Origin of the sequence: Massilia yuzhufengensis (genome assembly GCF_900112225.1) — a bacterium.
Taxonomy (GTDB): domain Bacteria; phylum Pseudomonadota; class Gammaproteobacteria; order Burkholderiales; family Burkholderiaceae_D; genus Telluria; species Telluria yuzhufengensis.
In genome coordinates this window covers 1-17989 of record NZ_FOLD01000006.1, presented here as the reverse complement: position 1 = coordinate 17989, position 17989 = coordinate 1, and the positions used below count along the sequence as shown (strand labels likewise).

The window sequence follows — 17989 nt, the reverse complement described above, 5'->3', positions numbered from 1 at the left end:
CCCGACATGGCAACAGGCCAGGGACACAAACCCTCCGCCGTCCTCGGCATGCGGCGCTAGGTGGGCCCCGCCGCCACCGCTGCGCCCGGCCGGTTCGGCATCACCCTGATCCTGGCCGGGCTGGCGATGCTCGGTCCGTTCTCGATCAATGCCTACCTGCCGTCCTTCCCCGAAATGGAGCGGGTATTGCATACCGACCGGGTGGCGCTCCAGCAGACCATCTCGGTCTATTTCGCAGCCTTCGCCTTCATGTCCCTGTGGCACGGAGCGGTTTCCGACGCGTACGGGCGGCGGAGGGTGGTGCTGGCCGGACTGGCTGTCTATGCAGCAGCCTCGCTCGGCTGCGTGTTTGCAACCCGTGTCGAACAACTCTGGCCGCTACGCGCGCTGCAGGGATTTTCCGCGGGCGCCGGGATCGTGATCGGGCGGGCCGTCGTGCGCGACCTGCACGACGGCCCGCTCGCGCGGCGCATGATGTCGCAGGTAGTCATGCTGTATGGCGTGGCTCCCGCGATTGCCCCCTTGGCCGGCGGCGCCCTGCAGCTCGCGTTCGGCTGGCGGTCGGTGTTCCTGTTCCTTGCGCTGATGGCGGCCGCCCTGTTTCTCGCAGTCGCCTTGCGCCTGCCCGAGACCTTGCCGCCGGCCCAGCGCCGGCCTTTCCGCGCCGCCGACCTGGTGCAGGGCTACGCCGCGCTGCTGGCCAACGGCGCCTTCATGGCCTGGTCGCTGGCCTACGCGCTGATGTTCGGTGCTTTTTTCATCTACGTACTGTCGGCGCCAGTGTTCCTGATGCAGCACCTGGGCCTGGGCGAAACCGATTTCCTCTGGCTGTTCGGCCCTGCGACGCTCGGGCTGGTCGGCGGCTCGGCACTGGCGGGCAGGATGGCGGTGCGGTGGTCGGTGCGGCGTACGCTGCTCGGCGGCTTCGGCCTGATGGCGGCGGCGACGCTGTACAACCTCGCCGTGTGCCTGGCCGCCCCGCCCGAACCGGTGTGGTATGTGCTGTATGTGGCCGTATTCAATATCGGCATGTCGCTCGCCATCCCGACCTTGGCCATCCGTGCGCTCGATTGCGTGCCCGCGCGGCGCGGCATGGGGTCGTCGGTGCAACTGTTCGCGCAGACCGGATTCAATGCATTCATCGCGGCTGTCCTGGCGCCGCTGCTGTGGGGATCGCTCCTGTCGCTGGCGCTGGGTGCGGCCGCCCTGTTCGTGTGCGCCGGGCTCGGCACGCTGCTCGCGGCGCGGCTGTCGAAATAGGCTTCACGAAGATCACCGAGGCATCGCGCCTTGGTCCCGGAGCACCAATGACAAAGCCCTGCGGCCGGTACGGCCGCAGGGCTTGTTTCCTTGTGCGAAGGTGCAGGCTTACAGGAAGATGCCCAGGTTCGGCGTGCCCAGTACCGCCTGGTCGATGATGATCTCGCGCCGCGCCAGCAGGTAGCCTTCCTCGGTTTTGCGGATCACGTCGTGGCGCTCGCAGGGGACCAGGTCGAACTTGTCGTTGTCGAAACGGTTGCGGGTCAGCAACATATAGCTGTGGACCTTGAACTCGTTCTCCTTGTCGGTACGGTAGACCCGGATGTTCGACACCATGTGCTTGGTGCGCGACGGTGGGTCTTCGCCCCAGGCGCTGCGGGTGTCCATCACGCGCATCACGCGTAGCGTGATCGAGCGGTAGTCGTCGAACATGTGCTGCACCGTGCGCACGATCGACTTGTCCTGGTCGCGTGTGGCGCGGGTATGACGCAGCGGCACCGTGTATTCGATGTCCTTGGCGACCATGGCCAGCCAGTCGCGCAGGCGCAGCGTGTCGAAGTATTCGGCTTCGTCGTACATGAATTCGACGATGTCGTTGTAGACCTGGCTGCCGATGGCGACCCGGTTGGCGCGCACCGAAGGCGGCAGCGGCGTCGGTTCGAGCGGATTTCGTTCCATGTGAGTCTCCTGGTGGTATTGTCGGGGTTCGGGCTGACTGCTCATTCTGCGGTCATCAGCTCGTGCCAGTACTTCCACCATGCCCACTGGGTGTCGTCTTTCGTGAAGCCGTCGCCCACATGGCCCGGACCCGGCCAGCCTTCGGGAGCGCCCTTGTCGAATTTCGCCTGGTATTTCAGGGTGATGGTCTTGCTGACCACGCCCTTGGCCACTTCGGTCTGGTGCGGCCAGGTGTCCGAATCTTCCATCTCCACCATGCCCGAGGTGCCGAGCATCTGGACCGATTGGCGCAGCATGCGCGCCTTGAGTTCAGGCGGCGTGTCCTTCTCGGCGAAGATCCAGTTCATGAACTCGAGCTTGTCCGGTCCCTTGGGAATGTAGGCATGCAGCGCGCAGGCTCCCACGATCGTGCCATCCGGCTGCGGCAGGTAGATGAATTCGAACAGGCCGTTCGGGAAGAAGCCGCCGACCTGAGGGGGGCGCCAGGACATGAGCTTGAGCTGGCCGTCGTCGAAACGCTCGAGCAGCTCGGGAATCATTTCGGGCGTGATGCCCGGCGGCGGCAGGGCGGTGAGGCGCTCGACGGGCGAGAGCTCATCGGGGTTCTTGCCGGTGAGGCGGACGATCTTGCGGTCCAGGTCGATGCAGCGCATGGCGTGGCCATGATCGGTCCACACTTCGCTGCCGTACATCTCCGGCGACAGGTCGGCGCCCTTGCCCTCGGCGTCCGGCTTCTTTGCATACGGCCCGACTTCGGCCAGCCAGCGGTGCAGGGTGAGCGTGTGGAAGCCGTCGGCCGCCGACTGTTCGCAGGCGGTCTTCCAGTTGGCGTTCAGGCGGAAGCGCTGCGGCGGGCCGAGGACCTCGAGGCCGCCCTTGGTGCGCAGGAACAGGGTGTCGAAGTAGTACTTGGCGTCGCCAAAGAATTCCTCGAGGGTCGGGCCATCGACGTTCCAGGTGGCGAAGATCAGGCCGCCGTACAGGGCGACGCGCGCTTTCTTCAGCCCCAGCTGGTCCTTGGGCGTCATGTGGCCGTGCATGCATTCTTTTTCGACCGGCGCCCCGATGAAGTCGCCGTTCGGCTTGAACGCCCAGCCATGGTAGATGCACATGTGGACGTTGGTGTTGCCGGCGTCATGTGTCTGCACCTTCATCGCGCGGTGCGGGCAGACATTCAGGGAGACGTGGATCTGATCGTCGCGGTCGCGCGCGACGATGACGGCATCGGAACCCATGTCACGGGTGATGAAATCGCCCTTGTTGGGGATTTCTGTGTCATGGCCCAGGAAGATCCAGGTCTTGGCGAAGATCCGCTCCATTTCCAGTTCGTACAGCTCCGGATCGGAGAGGGTACGTACCTTGACTTCGCGTGTCTCGTGGTTGATCAGGTCCGAGATCCTGGTCCCGTCCCGCAGTCTTGTTTCGGCATTCTGGTGCATCTTTGTCTCCTTTGTTTTGCCCGCACTTTAATTGTACACAAATACGAAGTATGTTCAACTAATGGATGCGGATGTGTCGATTTATTTGTCATGGCAGCACCGCTTCGGTGTGAAGGCTAGCTCGTCTCCACGGGCGCGCCGGCGCAAGCGTTGCGCCGCAGCACGACAGGAATGCCGCCGGTACGCTTTTTCACCAGCCATTGGGCGAGCGAAGCGTCCATGTAGTCGGCGTGCGCGGGAAACCAGCGGCTTAGTTCGCGCGCAAGGGCGCGGCAGGTGGGCTCGCGCCCGCCGCCGGCCAGCAGCGCCCGGACTTCGTGCACCGACGCCAGCACGGCCTGGTGCTCGTCGATGTGGCATTGCGCGGCGGGGAAGGCGGTTGCGAGCATCGACTGGCGCTCTTCCTCGAAGTGGCGTTCAGCGTGTTCCGCGAAGGTATCGAGCAGGCGGCCGAGTTCATGATCGGGAGCCGAGAGCATGGCGCCGACGATGTCGACGAACTCACGGTGCGTGGCGTCCATGGCGTCGTGGCCGATCAGGAAACGATCGGACCAGGTGAATGCTTCTTCGGTATGCGCTGCCATATTCTCGTCTCCCATTAATCGTGACACTTTTGACTAAAGTGTCTAGCAAAATGGTAGCATAGGTTCACAAGTTATCGGCAATATCGTCAACCGGAGAGGAGCATCAAATATGGAAACGCAGATCGTCGACATACCGTTCAGGCTCATGGATGGCAGCGAAGCTACGCTGGCCGCCTATGCCGGCAAGGTCGTGCTGGTGGTGAATGTGGCGTCGCAATGTGGTCTCACGCCGCAGTACGAGGGCCTGGAACGGATGTTCGCGGCCCGCCGCGGCGACGGCCTGGTCGTGCTGGGTTTTCCCGCCAATGATTTTGGCGGACAGGAGCCAGGCAATAACGAGTCGATTGCGCAGTTTTGCGAGACCACCTTCGGTGTCGATTTTCCGCTCGGGCAGAAGATTGCGGTGACCGGCCCCGCCCGGCATCCGCTGTATGGCGCGCTGACGCGCCTGCAGCCGCAAGCGATCGATCCTGCCGACGGCGCCATGCGGGCCAGACTTGCCGGCTATGGCTACCAGCAGGCCGCGCCCTCGGATGTGCTGTGGAACTTCGAAAAATTCCTGATCGGACGCGACGGCCGCGTCGTTGCACGCTTCAGCCCCGACCTCGCGCCTGATCACCCGGTGCTGGTGGAGGCGGTCGAGCGCGAGCTGGGCAAGCTCGCGTAGCTGCGAACAGAATCAACAACGTGTAAGGGAAGCTAGGATGACTGAACTGTTCAATATCGGGGTGACCACGCCCCATCCGGCGGCCGATGGGACAAGGAGTGTGTACGTCGCCTCGTTCGAGAACCTGCGCATGACCGACGTCGAGTCGGTCGGCGGCAAGAACGCCTCGCTGGGAGAGATGATCAGCCAGCTGGCCGGCGCCGGCGTGCGCGTGCCGGGCGGCTTCGCCACCACGGCCGACGCCTTCCGCGATTTCCTCGACCATCGTTTCGATGGCGGCCCATCGCTCGGCCAGCGTATCGCCACGCGCCTGGAAGGCCTCGACATCGACGACGTGCGCTCGCTGGCGGCCGCCGGTCTTGAAATCCGTCAGTGGATCGTCGCCACGCCCTTCCAGCCGCGCCTGGAACAGGAGATCCGCACCTATTACGATACCCTGGTGGCCGGCTCGGAAAGCGAAATGTCGTTCGCCGTGCGCTCGTCCGCCACCGCGGAAGACTTGCCGGACGCGTCGTTCGCGGGCCAGCAGGAATCCTTCCTGAACGTGGTCGGCATCGACAACGTTTTAGAGGCGATGAAGCATGTGTTCGCATCGCTCTACAACGACCGCGCGATCTCCTACCGCGTGCATAAGGGCTTCACGCACGCCGAAGTGGCGCTGTCGGCCGGCGTTCAGCGCATGGTGCGCTCGGATACCGGCGCCTCCGGCGTGATGTTTACGATCGATACCGAATCGGGCTTCAAGGACGTGGTGTTCGTCACTTCCAGCTATGGCTTGGGCGAGACCGTGGTGCAGGGCGCCGTCAACCCGGACGAGTTCTACTTGCACAAGCCGATGCTCGCAATGGGCAAGTCGGCGGTCATCCGCCGCAACATCGGCTCGAAACTGATCAAGATGGAGTTTACGAACGAGGCGAAAGCCGGCCGTTCCGTGAAAACCGTCGACGTGCCGATCGAGATGCGCAACCGCTACTCGCTGCTCGATTCCGAAGTCGTCGAGCTGGCGAAGTACGCCGTCATCATCGAGAACCACTACGGCCGCCCGATGGACATCGAATGGGGCAAGGATGGCCGCGACGGTAAACTCTACATCCTGCAGGCGCGTCCGGAAACCGTCAAATCCCAGCAAAAGGCCACCGACTCGCAGCAGCGCTTCAGCCTCAAGGGCTCGGGCACGGTGCTCACCAGCGGCCGCGCAATCGGCCAGAAGATCGGCGCCGGTCCGGTGCGCGTCATTCGCGATCCCTCCGAGATGGAACGCGTACAGCCGGGCGACGTGCTGGTAGCCGACATGACCGATCCGAACTGGGAGCCGGTCATGAAGCGTGCCGCGGCGATCGTCACCAACCGCGGCGGGCGTACCTGCCACGCGGCGATCATCGCACGTGAACTGGGCGTGCCGGCAGTCGTAGGCTGCGCCGATGCGACTGACGTGCTCAAGGACGGCACGTTCGTGACCGTGTCGTGCGCCGAAGGCGACGAAGGCCGCATCTACGACGGCATCCTGGAAACCGAGATCACCGAGGTCTCGCGCGGCGAACTGCCGCCGATTAAAACGAAGATCATGCTCAACGTCGGCAACCCGCAGCTGGCGTTCGACTTCCAGTCGGTGCCGAACAACGGGGTCGGCCTGGCGCGGCTCGAGTTCATTATCAACAACAACATCGGCGTGCACCCGAAGGCGATCCTCGAGTACCCGGACATCGATGCCGACTTGAAGAAAGCGGTGGAATCCGTCGCACGCGGCCATGCCTCGCCGCGCGCCTTCTACGTCGACAAGCTGGCCGAGGGCATCGCCACCATCGCGGCGGCGTTCTGGCCAAAGCCGGTCATCGTGCGCCTGTCGGACTTTAAATCGAACGAGTACAAGAAGCTGATCGGCGGTTCGCGCTACGAGCCGGACGAAGAGAACCCGATGCTGGGCTTCCGCGGCGCCGCGCGCTACCTTGCCGAAGACTTCGCCGAAGCCTTCGAGATGGAGTGCACCGCCATGAAACGCGTGCGCAACGACATGGGCTTGACCAACGTCGAGATCATGATCCCGTTCGTGCGCACCCTGGGCCAGGCCGAGCAAGTCGTGAACCTGCTGGCCAAGAATGGCCTCAAGCGCGGCGAAGGTGGCGGTGAAGGCGGCCTGCGTCTGATCATGATGTGCGAAGTGCCGTCCAACGCGATCCTGGCCGAGCGCTTCCTTGAGTTCTTCGACGGCTTCTCGATCGGTTCCAATGACCTGACCCAGCTCACTCTGGGCCTGGACCGCGATTCCGGCATGGAGCTGCTGGCCAAGGATTTCGACGAGCGCGACCCGGCCGTCAAGGCGCTGCTGTCGATGGCGATCAAGGCGTGCCGCGCTCAAGGCAAGTACATCGGCATCTGCGGGCAAGGGCCGTCGGATCATCCGGACTTCGCGGAGTGGCTGGTGGCTGAGGGAATCGAGTCGATGTCGCTCAATCCCGATTCGGTAATCGATACCTGGAACAGGCTGGCCAAGGAGTAGTCCGGCCAATGGTATCGCTCATGGTATGGATGAGCTCCGTCTTGGAAAAACCATGATGTTTCAGTTACTTAGCTTATCCATTAATCATTGAGTGGGAGTAGGGTTTCCCGCTGGAAACTGCGTTTTTGCGGTTTTGAAGAGAGCTCGCTTCGGCGAGCTTTTCTTTTAGATTAAGCGGTCCAACGAGGGTAGCCTTAAGACCGCTCAAGATTGATAGTCGATCCGATCGAAGCTGGCTAGTACTTATCGAAGCTGGCGTTCTAGGTCAGCTTACCTACGTAAAACTCTGCTACGGCGGTAACAGGCTTTGCAGCAGCCTGAGTTGCGGGGATGGGATTGACTCCTACCTTCACTTCAAGGATTTGCAGATCAGGGTTCCGCACTGGTCTTCGTCCCTGAGTTTCGGAGCCCACAGTACTTTGCAACCCCATGAGGTAGGGGAAGTCAACTGCGCTCCTTCATCGTTGCGCTCGATGTGTTGACGCGCAAGCTTGGACGCTGGCTGTACGCTGTCGTCAACGTGAACGTTTTTTTAGAAGCCTATTGATATTGCGAAAACCTGCCATATATGGATTCGCGAAAGAGTTGCCGAAAATCATAGGAGAGTTTGTTGACAAACGCAGTCTCACCTTTACAGCAGGGTCTGATCGTAGCTCCCCTTCAAGGCACGGCTCCGATATCTAAACAGCGCACCCTGGATGATGACGACCTGGATGTGTGGTTGAAGGACTGCCACAAGCAGAAATGCTTGGTCACAATCGTCTATGCCAAACATCGCTGCGCATTTTATGATGACAGCCGTCCCAGCGAATTGTGGCCGGCGGACCCAGGTCCGCACTCGGTTAAGTCCTTACGACTCATTGCTCAGGCAGATCGGCTGCGCCGGGTCGAAGTGGCCGAAAGTGCTTTGCAGGGGCACGCGACGCCTGATCCTCGTTGGAGTGTAAGTGCACTTGGGACGGACAAGGACGATCTCAGGAAGTGGTTTAAGGCAAGGTCAGCATTGTTCGATACAGGGCGCGGTAAGCCGCTACCGCCCGCAGGAGGGCGGCGCGTCTGGCACGACGCCGCCGGTCGCTGCATGTTTCGTGGGTGCGGTGTGGACCTTGGACGGACATCGCTAACGACCGAATTAGCCGCGGCTGGCTACCTGGCTCACATCGTTGCTTCCGATGAGGATGGGCCGCGTGGCTGCCCAACGAATTCGCATCGGCTGTCGGCCGACCCGGAAAATGTCATGTTAATGTGCGATCAGCACCATCGCCTGATCGACAGGATCGACCCGGATGGCTATTCTGTGCCAGTTTTGCGCGACATGCGTCGAGAGCATGCAGAAATCGTGCGCAGGTCGCTCGATGGCCTTGCTTTCCCCCGTTCGAAGGCGATCGCGGTGCTCGGTAACGTCGCCGGCGCCTGGTCTCAGGCGTCGGAACGTGAAATCCGGCAAGCGATGCTGGATCGCGGCCTTGCCTGCCTTCCTTCTGTCCGCTATCCGATTCGGCGCACGCAGCGCGACGACCGTGATCAACCAGATTTCTGGCGGCACCTGCTGCACGAGCATGCGCGTGAACTGGATGCGTTCGTGCGGGAACTCGGCACCCCACAGGACCAGGACGATCACTTCGACGTGCTGTCGGTCTTCCCCTTGCATACGGTCCCAGTACTGCTTCTTGCCGGCCGTATTGTCGGTGAGGCGAGAAGGGTCGAGGTCTTCCAGTACCATCGTCATCGCAGCACCTGGCGCTGGGAGGAGGGTGCGACACCGCAGCCAAGGGGAGCGTTCTACCTGGAGGGAGCGGGCGCTGGCCGCGCAAGCGAAGTGCTCTTGACGCTCGAGTTGACCGCGACCGCGGACGACCAGGCACTACCGCTGGAGCTCGATGCGGCAGTCAAGTCCGGCGCCATTCCTTGGGTGCGCATCCGCGCTGCCCATCCGAATCTGTCCTGTATTGGGCACCCCGACGATCTCGAACAATTTAATGAGATTGCCAGGCAGGCTATCGCGGCGGTCCAGGACGGGATGCGCGCTTCCAAAGTTCATTTCATCGGGTTGTCGCCGGCCAGCACGCTGTTCCGTTTTGGCCAGATGCTGCAGGCTGGGCATCATTGTCCTTATGTCGTCTACGACCGTCCAAACCATACAACCCGCTTCCTCTCTGCCATGACGATCGACGGCCAGCAGGCCACCGATGCCCTGGCGCCTGGCAGTGGCCATCCTGTTCGCATCCAGCTTCGCTAGCCCATAAGGAGAATCCATGTCCAAGACCAAGTATGACCAGCTCGTCGAATCAGCATTGACCTACCGTACCGATGTGCTTGAGAAGGCGATCCGAGAGCGCGGCGCCGTCGCGTTGGATGTGTGGGGGCGCGAGCTCGACATCGTAAACCGGCACATTACAGTGGACCGCGAATTGGTCGAGGAAGCCGCGGCGAGTTATGAGGAACTCGGGCGGTGTCTGGTCGAGCGGCTGCGCTGGTCAGAAGATGCCATCGCGATCGCACCGCAAGGCTCGACCAATACGAAAACATTGGTACGCGCCCCAACTGCCGAGCGCTTCGACATTGACGCGGTGTGCGCAGTCGACCTGTCGCGTGTGGATGCGAGCGAGCCAATGCAGTTCTTCGATGACGTTGGTCGTGCATTGGAAGGCTACGAACCCGAGGAGATGAACAGGTGCTGGCGGATCAATTTTCCTAACAAGGGTTACTACATCGATTTCACCCCTTCGGTACCGCTGGATAAGGTGCCTGCCGGGCAGCGCGCGTTTGTGCGTTACCAGCCTGCCGCTGGCTACGAGTCGACCGCCCTCGCCGTGGTGGACCGGCCGTCACAATCCTGGAAGACGTCGAATCCGGCGGGGTTTGCAGCCTGGGTCAACGATCAAGCCAAGCGCCAGCTCCTCATCCAGCTCCTGCTAAAGGCGGAGGCCGTGGCGAAACGTGCCGATATCCAGCCAGTGCCTGACCAAGAAGTGCCGCTCTCGGACACGCTGCGCGTGGCGATCCGCCTTTTCAAGCGGCACCGTTGCATGTCGGTTCGCCGTGGTCAGATCGACGGCAAATTCAAGCCCATCTCGGTCATCATCGTGACGCTCTTGACGCAGTGCTATGCAGGTCTGGCCGATCAACAGCGCCGGTATCACCATCCAGTCGAGTTGCTGGCTGAACTGGCTGAACTGCTGCCAAACATGGTCGAGCGCCATAACGGGGAATATGTGATCGCCAATCCTACCGTTCAGGGCGAAAACTTCGCTGAGCGCTGGAACACCGACAATGGCGAGCGTGCCCGCGCGTTCACGCACTGGTGCCGCCTGCTGGTTGCAGATCTCACGTTCATTCTTGGCGCGACCGAGCCAGCCGAAGTTCGCAAACGCGTACAAAAAACGTTTGGCTGCGAGGGCGCGGTGGTTTCGCCTGATGCGGCACACAGCATGCTGACTGGCCTCGCGGCAGCACAGCCGCGCCAAGTGCAACCGGTACGTCCAGGACGCGGCCTTGCCTGACTCGATTGGTGCCGCGGCCAGCCCTCTCGAGAGCCATCTGCTTAAGCATCCACTGATAGCTGGCGTGGCGGAAGACGCCAACCAGCGCCGTCAACGGCGGTTCGCTCTCGTTCTGCCCCCAATGCCGGAGGAGAGGGCTTTCTCGAATGCGTGGCTGGTATTGCCCGGGAAGTTTCCTGAAGAACGGGCGCGCATTCAGTTGTCCAGAGACGCTATCCTACGCGTGCCGCATGTCGACTCCAGCGGCGATCTCTGTTTTTCCGGCGAAGCAGGTCCTGCGAGCGGGGCTACGGCGGAAGCACGCCTGGATCGGCTATTGGCCCTGTTCCAGGAAGAGTTTCTCGTTCCCTGGCTGACGGGCAAACTTGACTGCGACTTCGAGAAGGAAACAGCCAATTATTGGACCATCCATGTCAATCGATACGCATCGGATGTCGACGCAGTAAAGCGGGTGTATACGCTCGATGTGCGCCCGACCGAGCCGCGTCTGCTTGATGGCCAGTTACTGCAACCTTCGCGCACCCTGATCGTTGGCGACAATCTCCCGTTGGCTTCGCGGCTGATCGCGTCGCTTGGTCCGCGTGCGACCCAAGTCGCGACGGTCATCGTCGCAGATATCCCAGTCGATTTTCCTTTTACGCCGCGGACTTGGCCGGCACAATTGACCGACATCCTGAGCCTTCTGCAGAGTCGCCTGAATGATGTGCAGTACCGGGCGTTTGAACGGGCATCCCACGCGCGGGCAACGCATCGTCTAGTTCTACTGCGCGCGCCGACTTGCACGTACGGCTACCTATTACCCGGCGGCCCGCCAACCGTGGTGGTCAAGGGCAAGACAAAGCGTGCTTATCCAACTGGGCAGCTTTTGCCATTGCTGGTGGAGCGGGTCGACCCAGGATGGACCTGTGGCCGGGACCAGCATGCACAAGTAGGTGCGCGTCAGCGTTCGCATGTACTCGTTCTGGGAGCCGGTGCGCTCGGTAGTGTAGTGATCGATACCCTTGCGCGCTCGGGTGTCGGCAGGATCACCGTCGTTGATCCTGATTTCCTTTCGGCGTCTAACATTGGCAGGCATCTGCTCGGTGCCGACATGCTCGGTTTGCCGAAAGCCCAGGGCATCGCTGCGCATGTCGGGCGGGCGGTGCCCTCGTGTCAATTGGACTATTCCAGAGAAGATGCAGAAGCTTGGTTAATGCGGGCCACGCTTTCCGGCGTCGATATCGTTCTGGATATCACTGGTGAACCGGATGTACGTGCAGCGCTTGAGACGGCCAGGTTGCTTCACCCGCGACCGCTCGTGATCAGCTGGATGGAGCCTTATGTTGCTGCCGCCCACGTTTGCGTCCTGAAGGACACGGAGCACTGGCTCGCCGGGCTTCCCGACAGGCTGATCGACTTGCAAGCGGTCGATTGGCCCGATGACGTCATCATGCAAGAACCCGGCTGTAGCAGCCAGTTTCAAAGTTACACGCCGGCTCAAGCGACGTTCGCTGTTGCACTCGTAGCGGAGGCCGCACTCGCGCTGATCGACCGGCAGGTCGCGGCATCACATCTCCGGAGTTGGGTTCGCGGGCAAAGTTTTTTGGATGCTCACTACCCCGGTCTGGTTCTGCGCGAGTGGGCCCACTCAGCAACGAAACTCGACGGTGTGCTGCTTTGCCGCCCATGGCCATGAACAATCGCCAATTCTATTTGCCGGACGGGGCGGGATACGTCTTGTTCGATGAGCCGGTACTTACTCACATGTATGAATATGCGCAAAAGCGCTGGCTTGACCGTGAGGCTGGCGGGCAGTTGTTTAGCCACACCCCCCATGACAGTGCCGTTATCATCACGCACGCGACTGGGCCGCATCGCAGCGATGTGCGCCGCCGGCATGCTTTCATTCCAGATGCCCGCCGCGCAACTGCGGACAGGCACAGCCATTTTGCCGAGGGACGTTATGCAGTTGGCTTGTGGCACACGCATCCCGAAGTCAATCCGACGCCATCTGTACAGGATCGGAATACTGCCATGGACTACCTTGACGCTTTCGAGGGTGCGATGAGGGGCTTCCTACTGGTTATCTTGGGTAACCAAGGCTGCCCTCTTCATCTGGCTTTATGGCTGGCCCGAGCAGATCACCGATCTGATTGGCTCAAACTGGTAGAGGCATAGGCGAAGTGTAGGCTTGGTCATTGGGCAGAGAATGTACATGTGTACGCACCTCCACATTGTTCGTTGCTGAAGGGCTAGTTCACGTCACCTCATTGAACCGCCCGGCTTTCGTGGATAGCGGTTAGTTTAAGTCTGGTCGATAGCAGATCGTTCGCGAAACCTATGAAAATAGGAATCAACAGCGGGAATTGTTCGCGGTAAAGGAAATTCGAGGTAATGCTGTTGTTGCCGGTTCACAGATCGATGACCTCTGTATGGTATCGGGAATGGTACATGCCCGAGAGGGACCGGAAAACACTAAGCAATTTAAGCGCTTAGCTCAGTCATTGAAATGTGTCGGAGTGATCGGAACGATTGTAGTAAGTCAAACAACTGATTTTAAAGGAAATTTGCTTGAGCCATTGATTGTTCGATCTGAATGATCAATGGCCCTTCGGTTTCCTTGTTGCAAACTAGATCGCGTTCACCCATAGAATCGCGTAGCGCGTGAGGTTACGGGGCCACGGGGCTCTTTTGCGTGAGGCAGTGGAGTTTGTGATTCCCTGACCCAAGGCACAATTACGATTTGTTCAGCGAGCTAGTCGTGGGCGTGCCCAACCGGGTGAACCAATTGAGGATAGTGGCACGGACCCGCAGTTCGGCGATCTGGCGGTCGAGGTCGCGCGCCATCACGCGATCGTCAAGTAATTTGAAGCGACGCATCTCAGTTCAACCAAGCTGCTCTGGTAATTGCCGCTCCAATATTTCCAGATTTTCCTGCCAAGCAGGCGCGTCGCCGCCAGGATAGCATCGCGGGCTGCGGCACCAGGACGCGGGTCCTCGTATGGTTTGGCGCTCTTGCGAGTAGATAATCGCCTGCTTCCCACTTTGTGCAATCGCTTCGTGACAGCCTTTGGTGTCGCAGGCACCTTCGCCGCTGACGCTCGTGACGGTCTTGTCACCGTGAATCTGGTCAAGCCGGCATGGAAGTATCGGCTTATCTCCGGTGGCATTGTCGGTCACTTTGATGACCCGGATTTCGAGCATGGACGCTTCGTCGCCAAAGTGAACCTTGCTCCACTGGCGGCGGTAGCCGGCCCCATGTTTTTTGGTCTTCCACTCACGTTCGCCCAGCATCGTGACGCCCGTACTGTCGACCAGGACGTGTAATTCCGTGGTCATCGGCTGCGCGCCGATCGTCAGCGAAAAATGTTGCGCCGGTCAGGCAGCTGCCAGGCCAGGCTAGGGCAGGCCTGGCCAGCGAGATTGAGTAGACTTTGCGCCATGTTCATGGCCATGGGCTGGCGCAGGGCCAGACTGAACAAGCCCTTGATCGTCAGGCAGAACTCGATCGCTGCCTCGCTGTACTTTGGTTGGCGGCCTCGCTTGCTGCTGGCGCTGCCGTACAGCACATTCCCTTGTCTAGCCAAATGAGCAGAGAGCCGCGCGCCTTCAGCGCTGGGTTGGAATCGTTCCGGCTGGTTGTTCGGTACTTCGGTTTTGTCAGGGCGCTCATGTCATCAGTTTAGTCTGGACCCACTCTGGCCCGCTGCACGGGCCGATTTGTGCAATAAAGCCAGTTCGATCTCAATACGAAGCGCAGGGTGAGCAGGGTTGGTGAACCAGTAGACTACGTGGCATGCGACCGTTTGCAATCACACATCACGAAGCCCCACGGGGCCGCTGCATACGAGGCGGATTCTTGTAGCGTTAGAGGATGAAATTCTATGTAGTGTCTTTTTTGATAACTAAAAGTTGTTCACATTCTCCGCGCTACAGCTGATAAACTTCAATAACAAGAGCGTCACACCGTCTTTAATTCAAGAATTCGTTAGAGCGCGGGAGGGACTGTGATCAAAGACCCAAAAAAAGCTTTCAGAAATTATGAAAAAATGAATAGCAATCGACTTGAATTAGCGCTTGACCGCTTAAAGCCCTCCGACTGGGAACGATTTGAGAAACTAGCATCTGCCTTTCTAATTGATGAATTTACTCACATACGGACTGTAGCATTTCCAGGAGGAGATGACGGAAGAGATGCAGAGTTGTTTTCACCGACGCAAGAGCCGTCGATTGTGTTCCAATACTCCGTGACGCCTAAATGGAACACAAAAATTAAGGCAACAGTTAAGCGGTTAAAATCGACGCTTCCAAACACTTTGATGCTGATATATGTTTCAAATCAGGTAATTGGTGCTGCTGCTGACGATCTTAAAAAAACTTATCGTCAAGAAGGTCTTACGCTTGATGTTCGAGATAAGAATTGGTTTATTGAACGCGTAAATTCGACTATGCAGCGTCAAGCAGCTGCCGAGGAGCTTTCAAGTGTTATTGTCGACCCATTGTTAGCTAAGTCGGGCGTGGGTCCGAAGGTGCAAGCCCAGTTGTCTAATAACGAACTTACTGCTGCGGTTACCTATCTCGGGCTGCAGTGGCACGATTCTGAACGCGATAAAGGTTTGACAAAACTTACTTTTGAATCTCTTGTTCTTGCTGCTCTATCGTCGACCGATTCTGATAATCGTCTAAGCCGTGAGAAAATACGAATGCAGGTTAGATTGCTCCTGCCTGAGCATCCTGAGCAACAGATTATTACCTACGTTGATAACGCGTTAACCCGCTTATCTAAGGCTACAATCAAGCATTGGGCAAAACAGGATGAGTTTTGTCTTTCACATGACGAAGTGCTTCGTGTAAAGGACTATCGAGTCGACGCTGCAATGTCGGAAGAAAGGGTGAGTAATGTAATCGCGAGGCTTGCGGAAAAAATTGTTCCCCAAAAATCTATAACAGCGGCGCAGCTTGGTGAGTTGGCATCAGTTATTAGGCTTGCAACCGACGCGGTTTTGTTTGAACGTAGTCAATCATTCGCTATGGCCATCCAGATGGGGAAATTGGATAGCCTTGCAGAAGAAGATTTTAGGTCTACAGTAACTTCTGAGATTTCCAGTTCGCACCTTAAAAAAACCAAGGGTATTGACTGGGTTGACACCGTTCAAATTGCTGTACGTGAGATACTTATTAGCTCCGATCTCGAGATCCAGAGTTATTTGCGTCTTCTTGCCGACTCATACACACTAATGGCGTTTTTGAAACAGACGCCCGACGTGCAGGGCGCCGTGGCAAAGATGTTTTCGCATGGAACTCTATGGCTCGACACCAACATCATTCTGCCGTTGATTGCAGAGACTTTAGCTGATGGTGAGAGTTTGCAAGGTCGATTTACGCAGATGATCGATGCGGCAAGGGCGGCAGGCTTGACCTTGAATGTTACCCGTGGGGTTATCGAAGAAGTGGAACGTCATATGAACCGTGCGCTGTATTGCACCCGTCTTAAACATGATCAATGGCAAGGTTCAATTCCTTATCTGTTAGATCAGTACATTTCGAACGGTAGATCTGCAGCATCATTCGAAAACTGGCTTTTCAATTTTAGAGGGGAAGCACGTCCTCTGGATGATTTGGCAGATTATCTCAATGATGAGTTTGGAATCACCGAGCGCGATCTCGACGTTGAATGCGCTGCAGCTGAACCTGCTTTACGACATGCATTAGAACAAATTTTGATAGAGCGATACGACCGCCGACAGGAACAGTACGGATATAGGCTTGACGACATTGCCATAACTCGGCTAGTAAAACACGACATCGAGTGCTACGCTGGCATAGTACAGCTTCGACAGAAGGAAAGTAAGTCGGCGTTCGGTTATAGTGCTTGGTGGCTTACAGTTGATCGACAAGCCTACGGGCTGAAGAATTTCCTGTCCCAACGCCAAGACGTGACTCCACACGACTCCCCTGTTATGGCTGCGGATTTTTTGATTAATTACCTAGCATTCGGCCCTAACAGACGTAATGTTCCAAAAGCTAAGGGATCCCATCTTCCATTATTGATGACCTTCCGTAGTGGCTCTCTTCTAACGAGGGATTTAATGGACGAGGCTGAAAGGATTAGGTCGTCTTTTGCTGGTCTGCCTGAACGTGTCATACAGAGAAACGTTCGAGATCATTTGGATAAAGCGCGAGCACAAATTGGCTCGATCGCCAATTTCGGCATGGACGATATTGTCGATTAAATTCTCTCGCCAATAAAATTTTGGGCGATTTGTTTCGGCAAGCGGGGCCTCAAGCCGCCTAACAGCAACAACTTCTTCTCCCGTTTAATTTTCTCTGCTAAAACATTGAGTCGTGGAATACGTCAAGGAAGAAGCCCCCGCTACGGTCTCTACAGGAGTCAAAAAGCGATAAACAGCATTTGCTTACTTGATCGGGAACGCGGAGAACAAACTACCGCATGTTACTTTGCCGCGGGGCTGTCTTGTTGAAGCGCTCGACCTGCTGCGGAACAATGGGGTGGCTTGTGATCTGCACGATGAGCGTTTCGGTGACGAGCCAATTGAGGTAGCGTTCGCCGGAGCTTAGTGTACGGATCAGGAGGGCTGCAGTGTCGCGATGCTGCCTTACGACATAGGGCTGCGCGCCCGACGGCCTTCGGTAACCCGGTGAGCGCGGCGGCGATGATTGCCCGCCGGGGGGACTCAGTAGCGCTGGTGCATACAACTGAACCGCTCCAGCTTTGTGGAGGCCAGTAGCTTCAGGTCCGTCGGTGGCACTTCGTTCGCGATACCATGGACACAAGGCTCTGGTGGCGAGAATGGTAGTCGCAGTACCGTAAGAGCAGTTAAATGCCCGTCTTTGTCAGGCGAAAGATCTACAACCTTGACATGGTATTGAATCGCCACGAGTTTCCTAGACACTCGCGAGCTGCTTGAAGTACTGCTTTTCATACTCCACCGGCGACAAGTCATTGCTGACGCTGTGCCGGCGCTTGGGATTGTAAAACATCTCAATATAATCGAAGACATCCTGTTTTGCTTCTTCCCGAGTACCGTAGGTCTTGCGTCGGATCCGTTCCCGTTTCAGGAGCTGGAAGAAGCTCTCGGCCACGGCGTTATCGTGGCAGTTCCCACGCCGGCTTATACTCTGCTGCAGGTTGTGCTGGTCCAGGAAGTCGCGCCAGTCGTAGCTGCTGAACTGGCTGCCCTGATCGGAATGCACCATCACTGTATTTTTGGGTTGCCGACGCCAGACAGCCATCAAAAGCGCATTCATGGCCAACTCGCGATCGATTCGAGAACTCATCGACCAGCCGACCACCTGACGTGAAAACAGGTCCAGTACGACGGCCAGATAAAGCCAGCCCTCATAGGTGCGGATGTACGTGA

Annotated in this window: 12 protein-coding genes and 1 pseudogene; 8 read left to right on the top strand and 5 right to left on the bottom strand. The window is 58.4% G+C overall.

Translation table 11 applies throughout. The annotated features are described in order from the left end of the window. The first annotated feature begins 60 nt into the window (after nt 1-60). Nucleotides 61-1260, top strand: a complete 1200-nt coding sequence (locus tag BM031_RS07165; RefSeq protein ID WP_091873039.1) for a multidrug effflux MFS transporter — start codon at nt 61-63, stop codon at nt 1258-1260. Between the two features lie 108 nt (nt 1261-1368). Here BM031_RS07165 and BM031_RS07160 read toward each other — a convergent pair whose 3' ends face one another. The 3 genes from BM031_RS07160 to BM031_RS07150 form a co-directional block, all read right to left on the bottom strand. After that, nucleotides 1369-1938, bottom strand: coding sequence for a 3-phenylpropionate/cinnamic acid dioxygenase subunit beta (locus tag BM031_RS07160; RefSeq protein ID WP_091873037.1), 570 nt, complete (start codon nt 1936-1938; stop codon nt 1369-1371). Nucleotides 1939-1979: 41 nt separating this feature from the next. Next, nucleotides 1980-3377 carry an aromatic ring-hydroxylating dioxygenase subunit alpha gene (locus tag BM031_RS07155; RefSeq protein WP_091873034.1) on the bottom strand — a complete coding sequence of 466 codons (1398 nt, stop codon included), beginning with the start codon at nt 3375-3377 and terminating at the stop codon, nt 1980-1982. A gap of 116 nt (nt 3378-3493) precedes the next feature. Beyond that, nucleotides 3494-3961 (bottom strand): bacteriohemerythrin, encoded by a 468-nt coding sequence (locus tag BM031_RS07150; RefSeq protein ID WP_091873032.1) that lies wholly within the window; start codon nt 3959-3961, stop codon nt 3494-3496. Between the two features lie 109 nt (nt 3962-4070). Here BM031_RS07150 and BM031_RS07145 point away from each other — a divergent pair, with 109 nt between their 5' ends. The 6 genes from BM031_RS07145 (at nt 4071) to BM031_RS07115 (ending at nt 12785) form a co-directional block, all read left to right on the top strand. Beyond that, the gene (locus tag BM031_RS07145; protein ID WP_091873029.1) at nt 4071-4628 is read left to right on the top strand and encodes a glutathione peroxidase; all 558 of its coding nucleotides are present in this window, start codon (nt 4071-4073) and stop codon (nt 4626-4628) included. A gap of 37 nt (nt 4629-4665) precedes the next feature. Further along, nucleotides 4666-7125 (top strand): phosphoenolpyruvate synthase, encoded by a 2460-nt coding sequence (gene ppsA / locus BM031_RS07140; RefSeq protein ID WP_091873026.1) that lies wholly within the window; start codon nt 4666-4668, stop codon nt 7123-7125. A gap of 1237 nt (nt 7126-8362) precedes the next feature. Continuing rightward, nucleotides 8363-9364 (top strand): SAVED domain-containing protein, encoded by a 1002-nt coding sequence (locus BM031_RS25470; RefSeq protein WP_177207678.1) that lies wholly within the window; start codon nt 8363-8365, stop codon nt 9362-9364. A 16-nt stretch (nt 9365-9380) separates the two neighbouring features. Then, the gene (locus tag BM031_RS07125; protein WP_218147574.1) at nt 9381-10628 is read left to right on the top strand and encodes a nucleotidyltransferase domain-containing protein; all 1248 of its coding nucleotides are present in this window, start codon (nt 9381-9383) and stop codon (nt 10626-10628) included. After that, nucleotides 10621-12303, top strand: coding sequence for a ThiF family adenylyltransferase (locus BM031_RS07120; protein ID WP_218147573.1), 1683 nt, complete (start codon nt 10621-10623; stop codon nt 12301-12303). The genes BM031_RS07125 and BM031_RS07120 overlap by 8 nt, the downstream gene beginning before the upstream one ends. Then, nucleotides 12300-12785 carry a Mov34/MPN/PAD-1 family protein gene (locus BM031_RS07115; RefSeq protein ID WP_177207677.1) on the top strand — a complete coding sequence of 162 codons (486 nt, stop codon included), beginning with the start codon at nt 12300-12302 and terminating at the stop codon, nt 12783-12785. Before BM031_RS07120 ends, BM031_RS07115 begins: the two co-directional genes overlap by 4 nt. Nucleotides 12786-13343: 558 nt before the next feature. On the opposite strand, the pseudogene BM031_RS07110 reads toward BM031_RS07115, so the two are convergent. Beyond that, nucleotides 13344-14280, bottom strand: a pseudogene (locus BM031_RS07110) (IS5 family transposase). A 334-nt stretch (nt 14281-14614) separates the two neighbouring features. On the opposite strand from BM031_RS07110, the gene BM031_RS24960 reads away from it, so the two are divergent. Further along, nucleotides 14615-16840: a hypothetical protein gene (locus BM031_RS24960; protein ID WP_143084524.1), complete on the top strand. Its 2226-nt coding sequence runs from the start codon at nt 14615-14617 to the stop codon at nt 16838-16840. 673 nt (nt 16841-17513) lie between these two features. Here BM031_RS24960 and BM031_RS07105 read toward each other — a convergent pair. After that, the coding region (locus BM031_RS07105; protein ID WP_143084523.1) for an IS3 family transposase at nt 17514-17989 on the bottom strand (476 nt) is incomplete at its 5' end.

Excerpts from the sequence above, each read along its gene's own strand:
- BM031_RS07160 (WP_091873037.1), bottom strand. The coding sequence starts at position 1,938 with ATGGAACGAAATCCGCTCGAACCGACGCCGCTGCCGCCTTCGGTGCGC.
- BM031_RS07155 (WP_091873034.1), bottom strand. The coding sequence starts at position 3,377 with ATGCACCAGAATGCCGAAACAAGACTGCGGGACGGGACCAGGATCTCG.
- BM031_RS07150 (WP_091873032.1), bottom strand. The coding sequence starts at position 3,961 with ATGGCAGCGCATACCGAAGAAGCATTCACCTGGTCCGATCGTTTCCTG.
- BM031_RS07145 (WP_091873029.1), top strand. The coding sequence starts at position 4,071 with ATGGAAACGCAGATCGTCGACATACCGTTCAGGCTCATGGATGGCAGC.
- ppsA (WP_091873026.1), top strand. The coding sequence starts at position 4,666 with ATGACTGAACTGTTCAATATCGGGGTGACCACGCCCCATCCGGCGGCC.
- BM031_RS25470 (WP_177207678.1), top strand. The coding sequence starts at position 8,363 with ATGTTAATGTGCGATCAGCACCATCGCCTGATCGACAGGATCGACCCG.
- BM031_RS07125 (WP_218147574.1), top strand. The coding sequence starts at position 9,381 with ATGTCCAAGACCAAGTATGACCAGCTCGTCGAATCAGCATTGACCTAC.
- BM031_RS07115 (WP_177207677.1), top strand. The coding sequence starts at position 12,300 with ATGAACAATCGCCAATTCTATTTGCCGGACGGGGCGGGATACGTCTTG.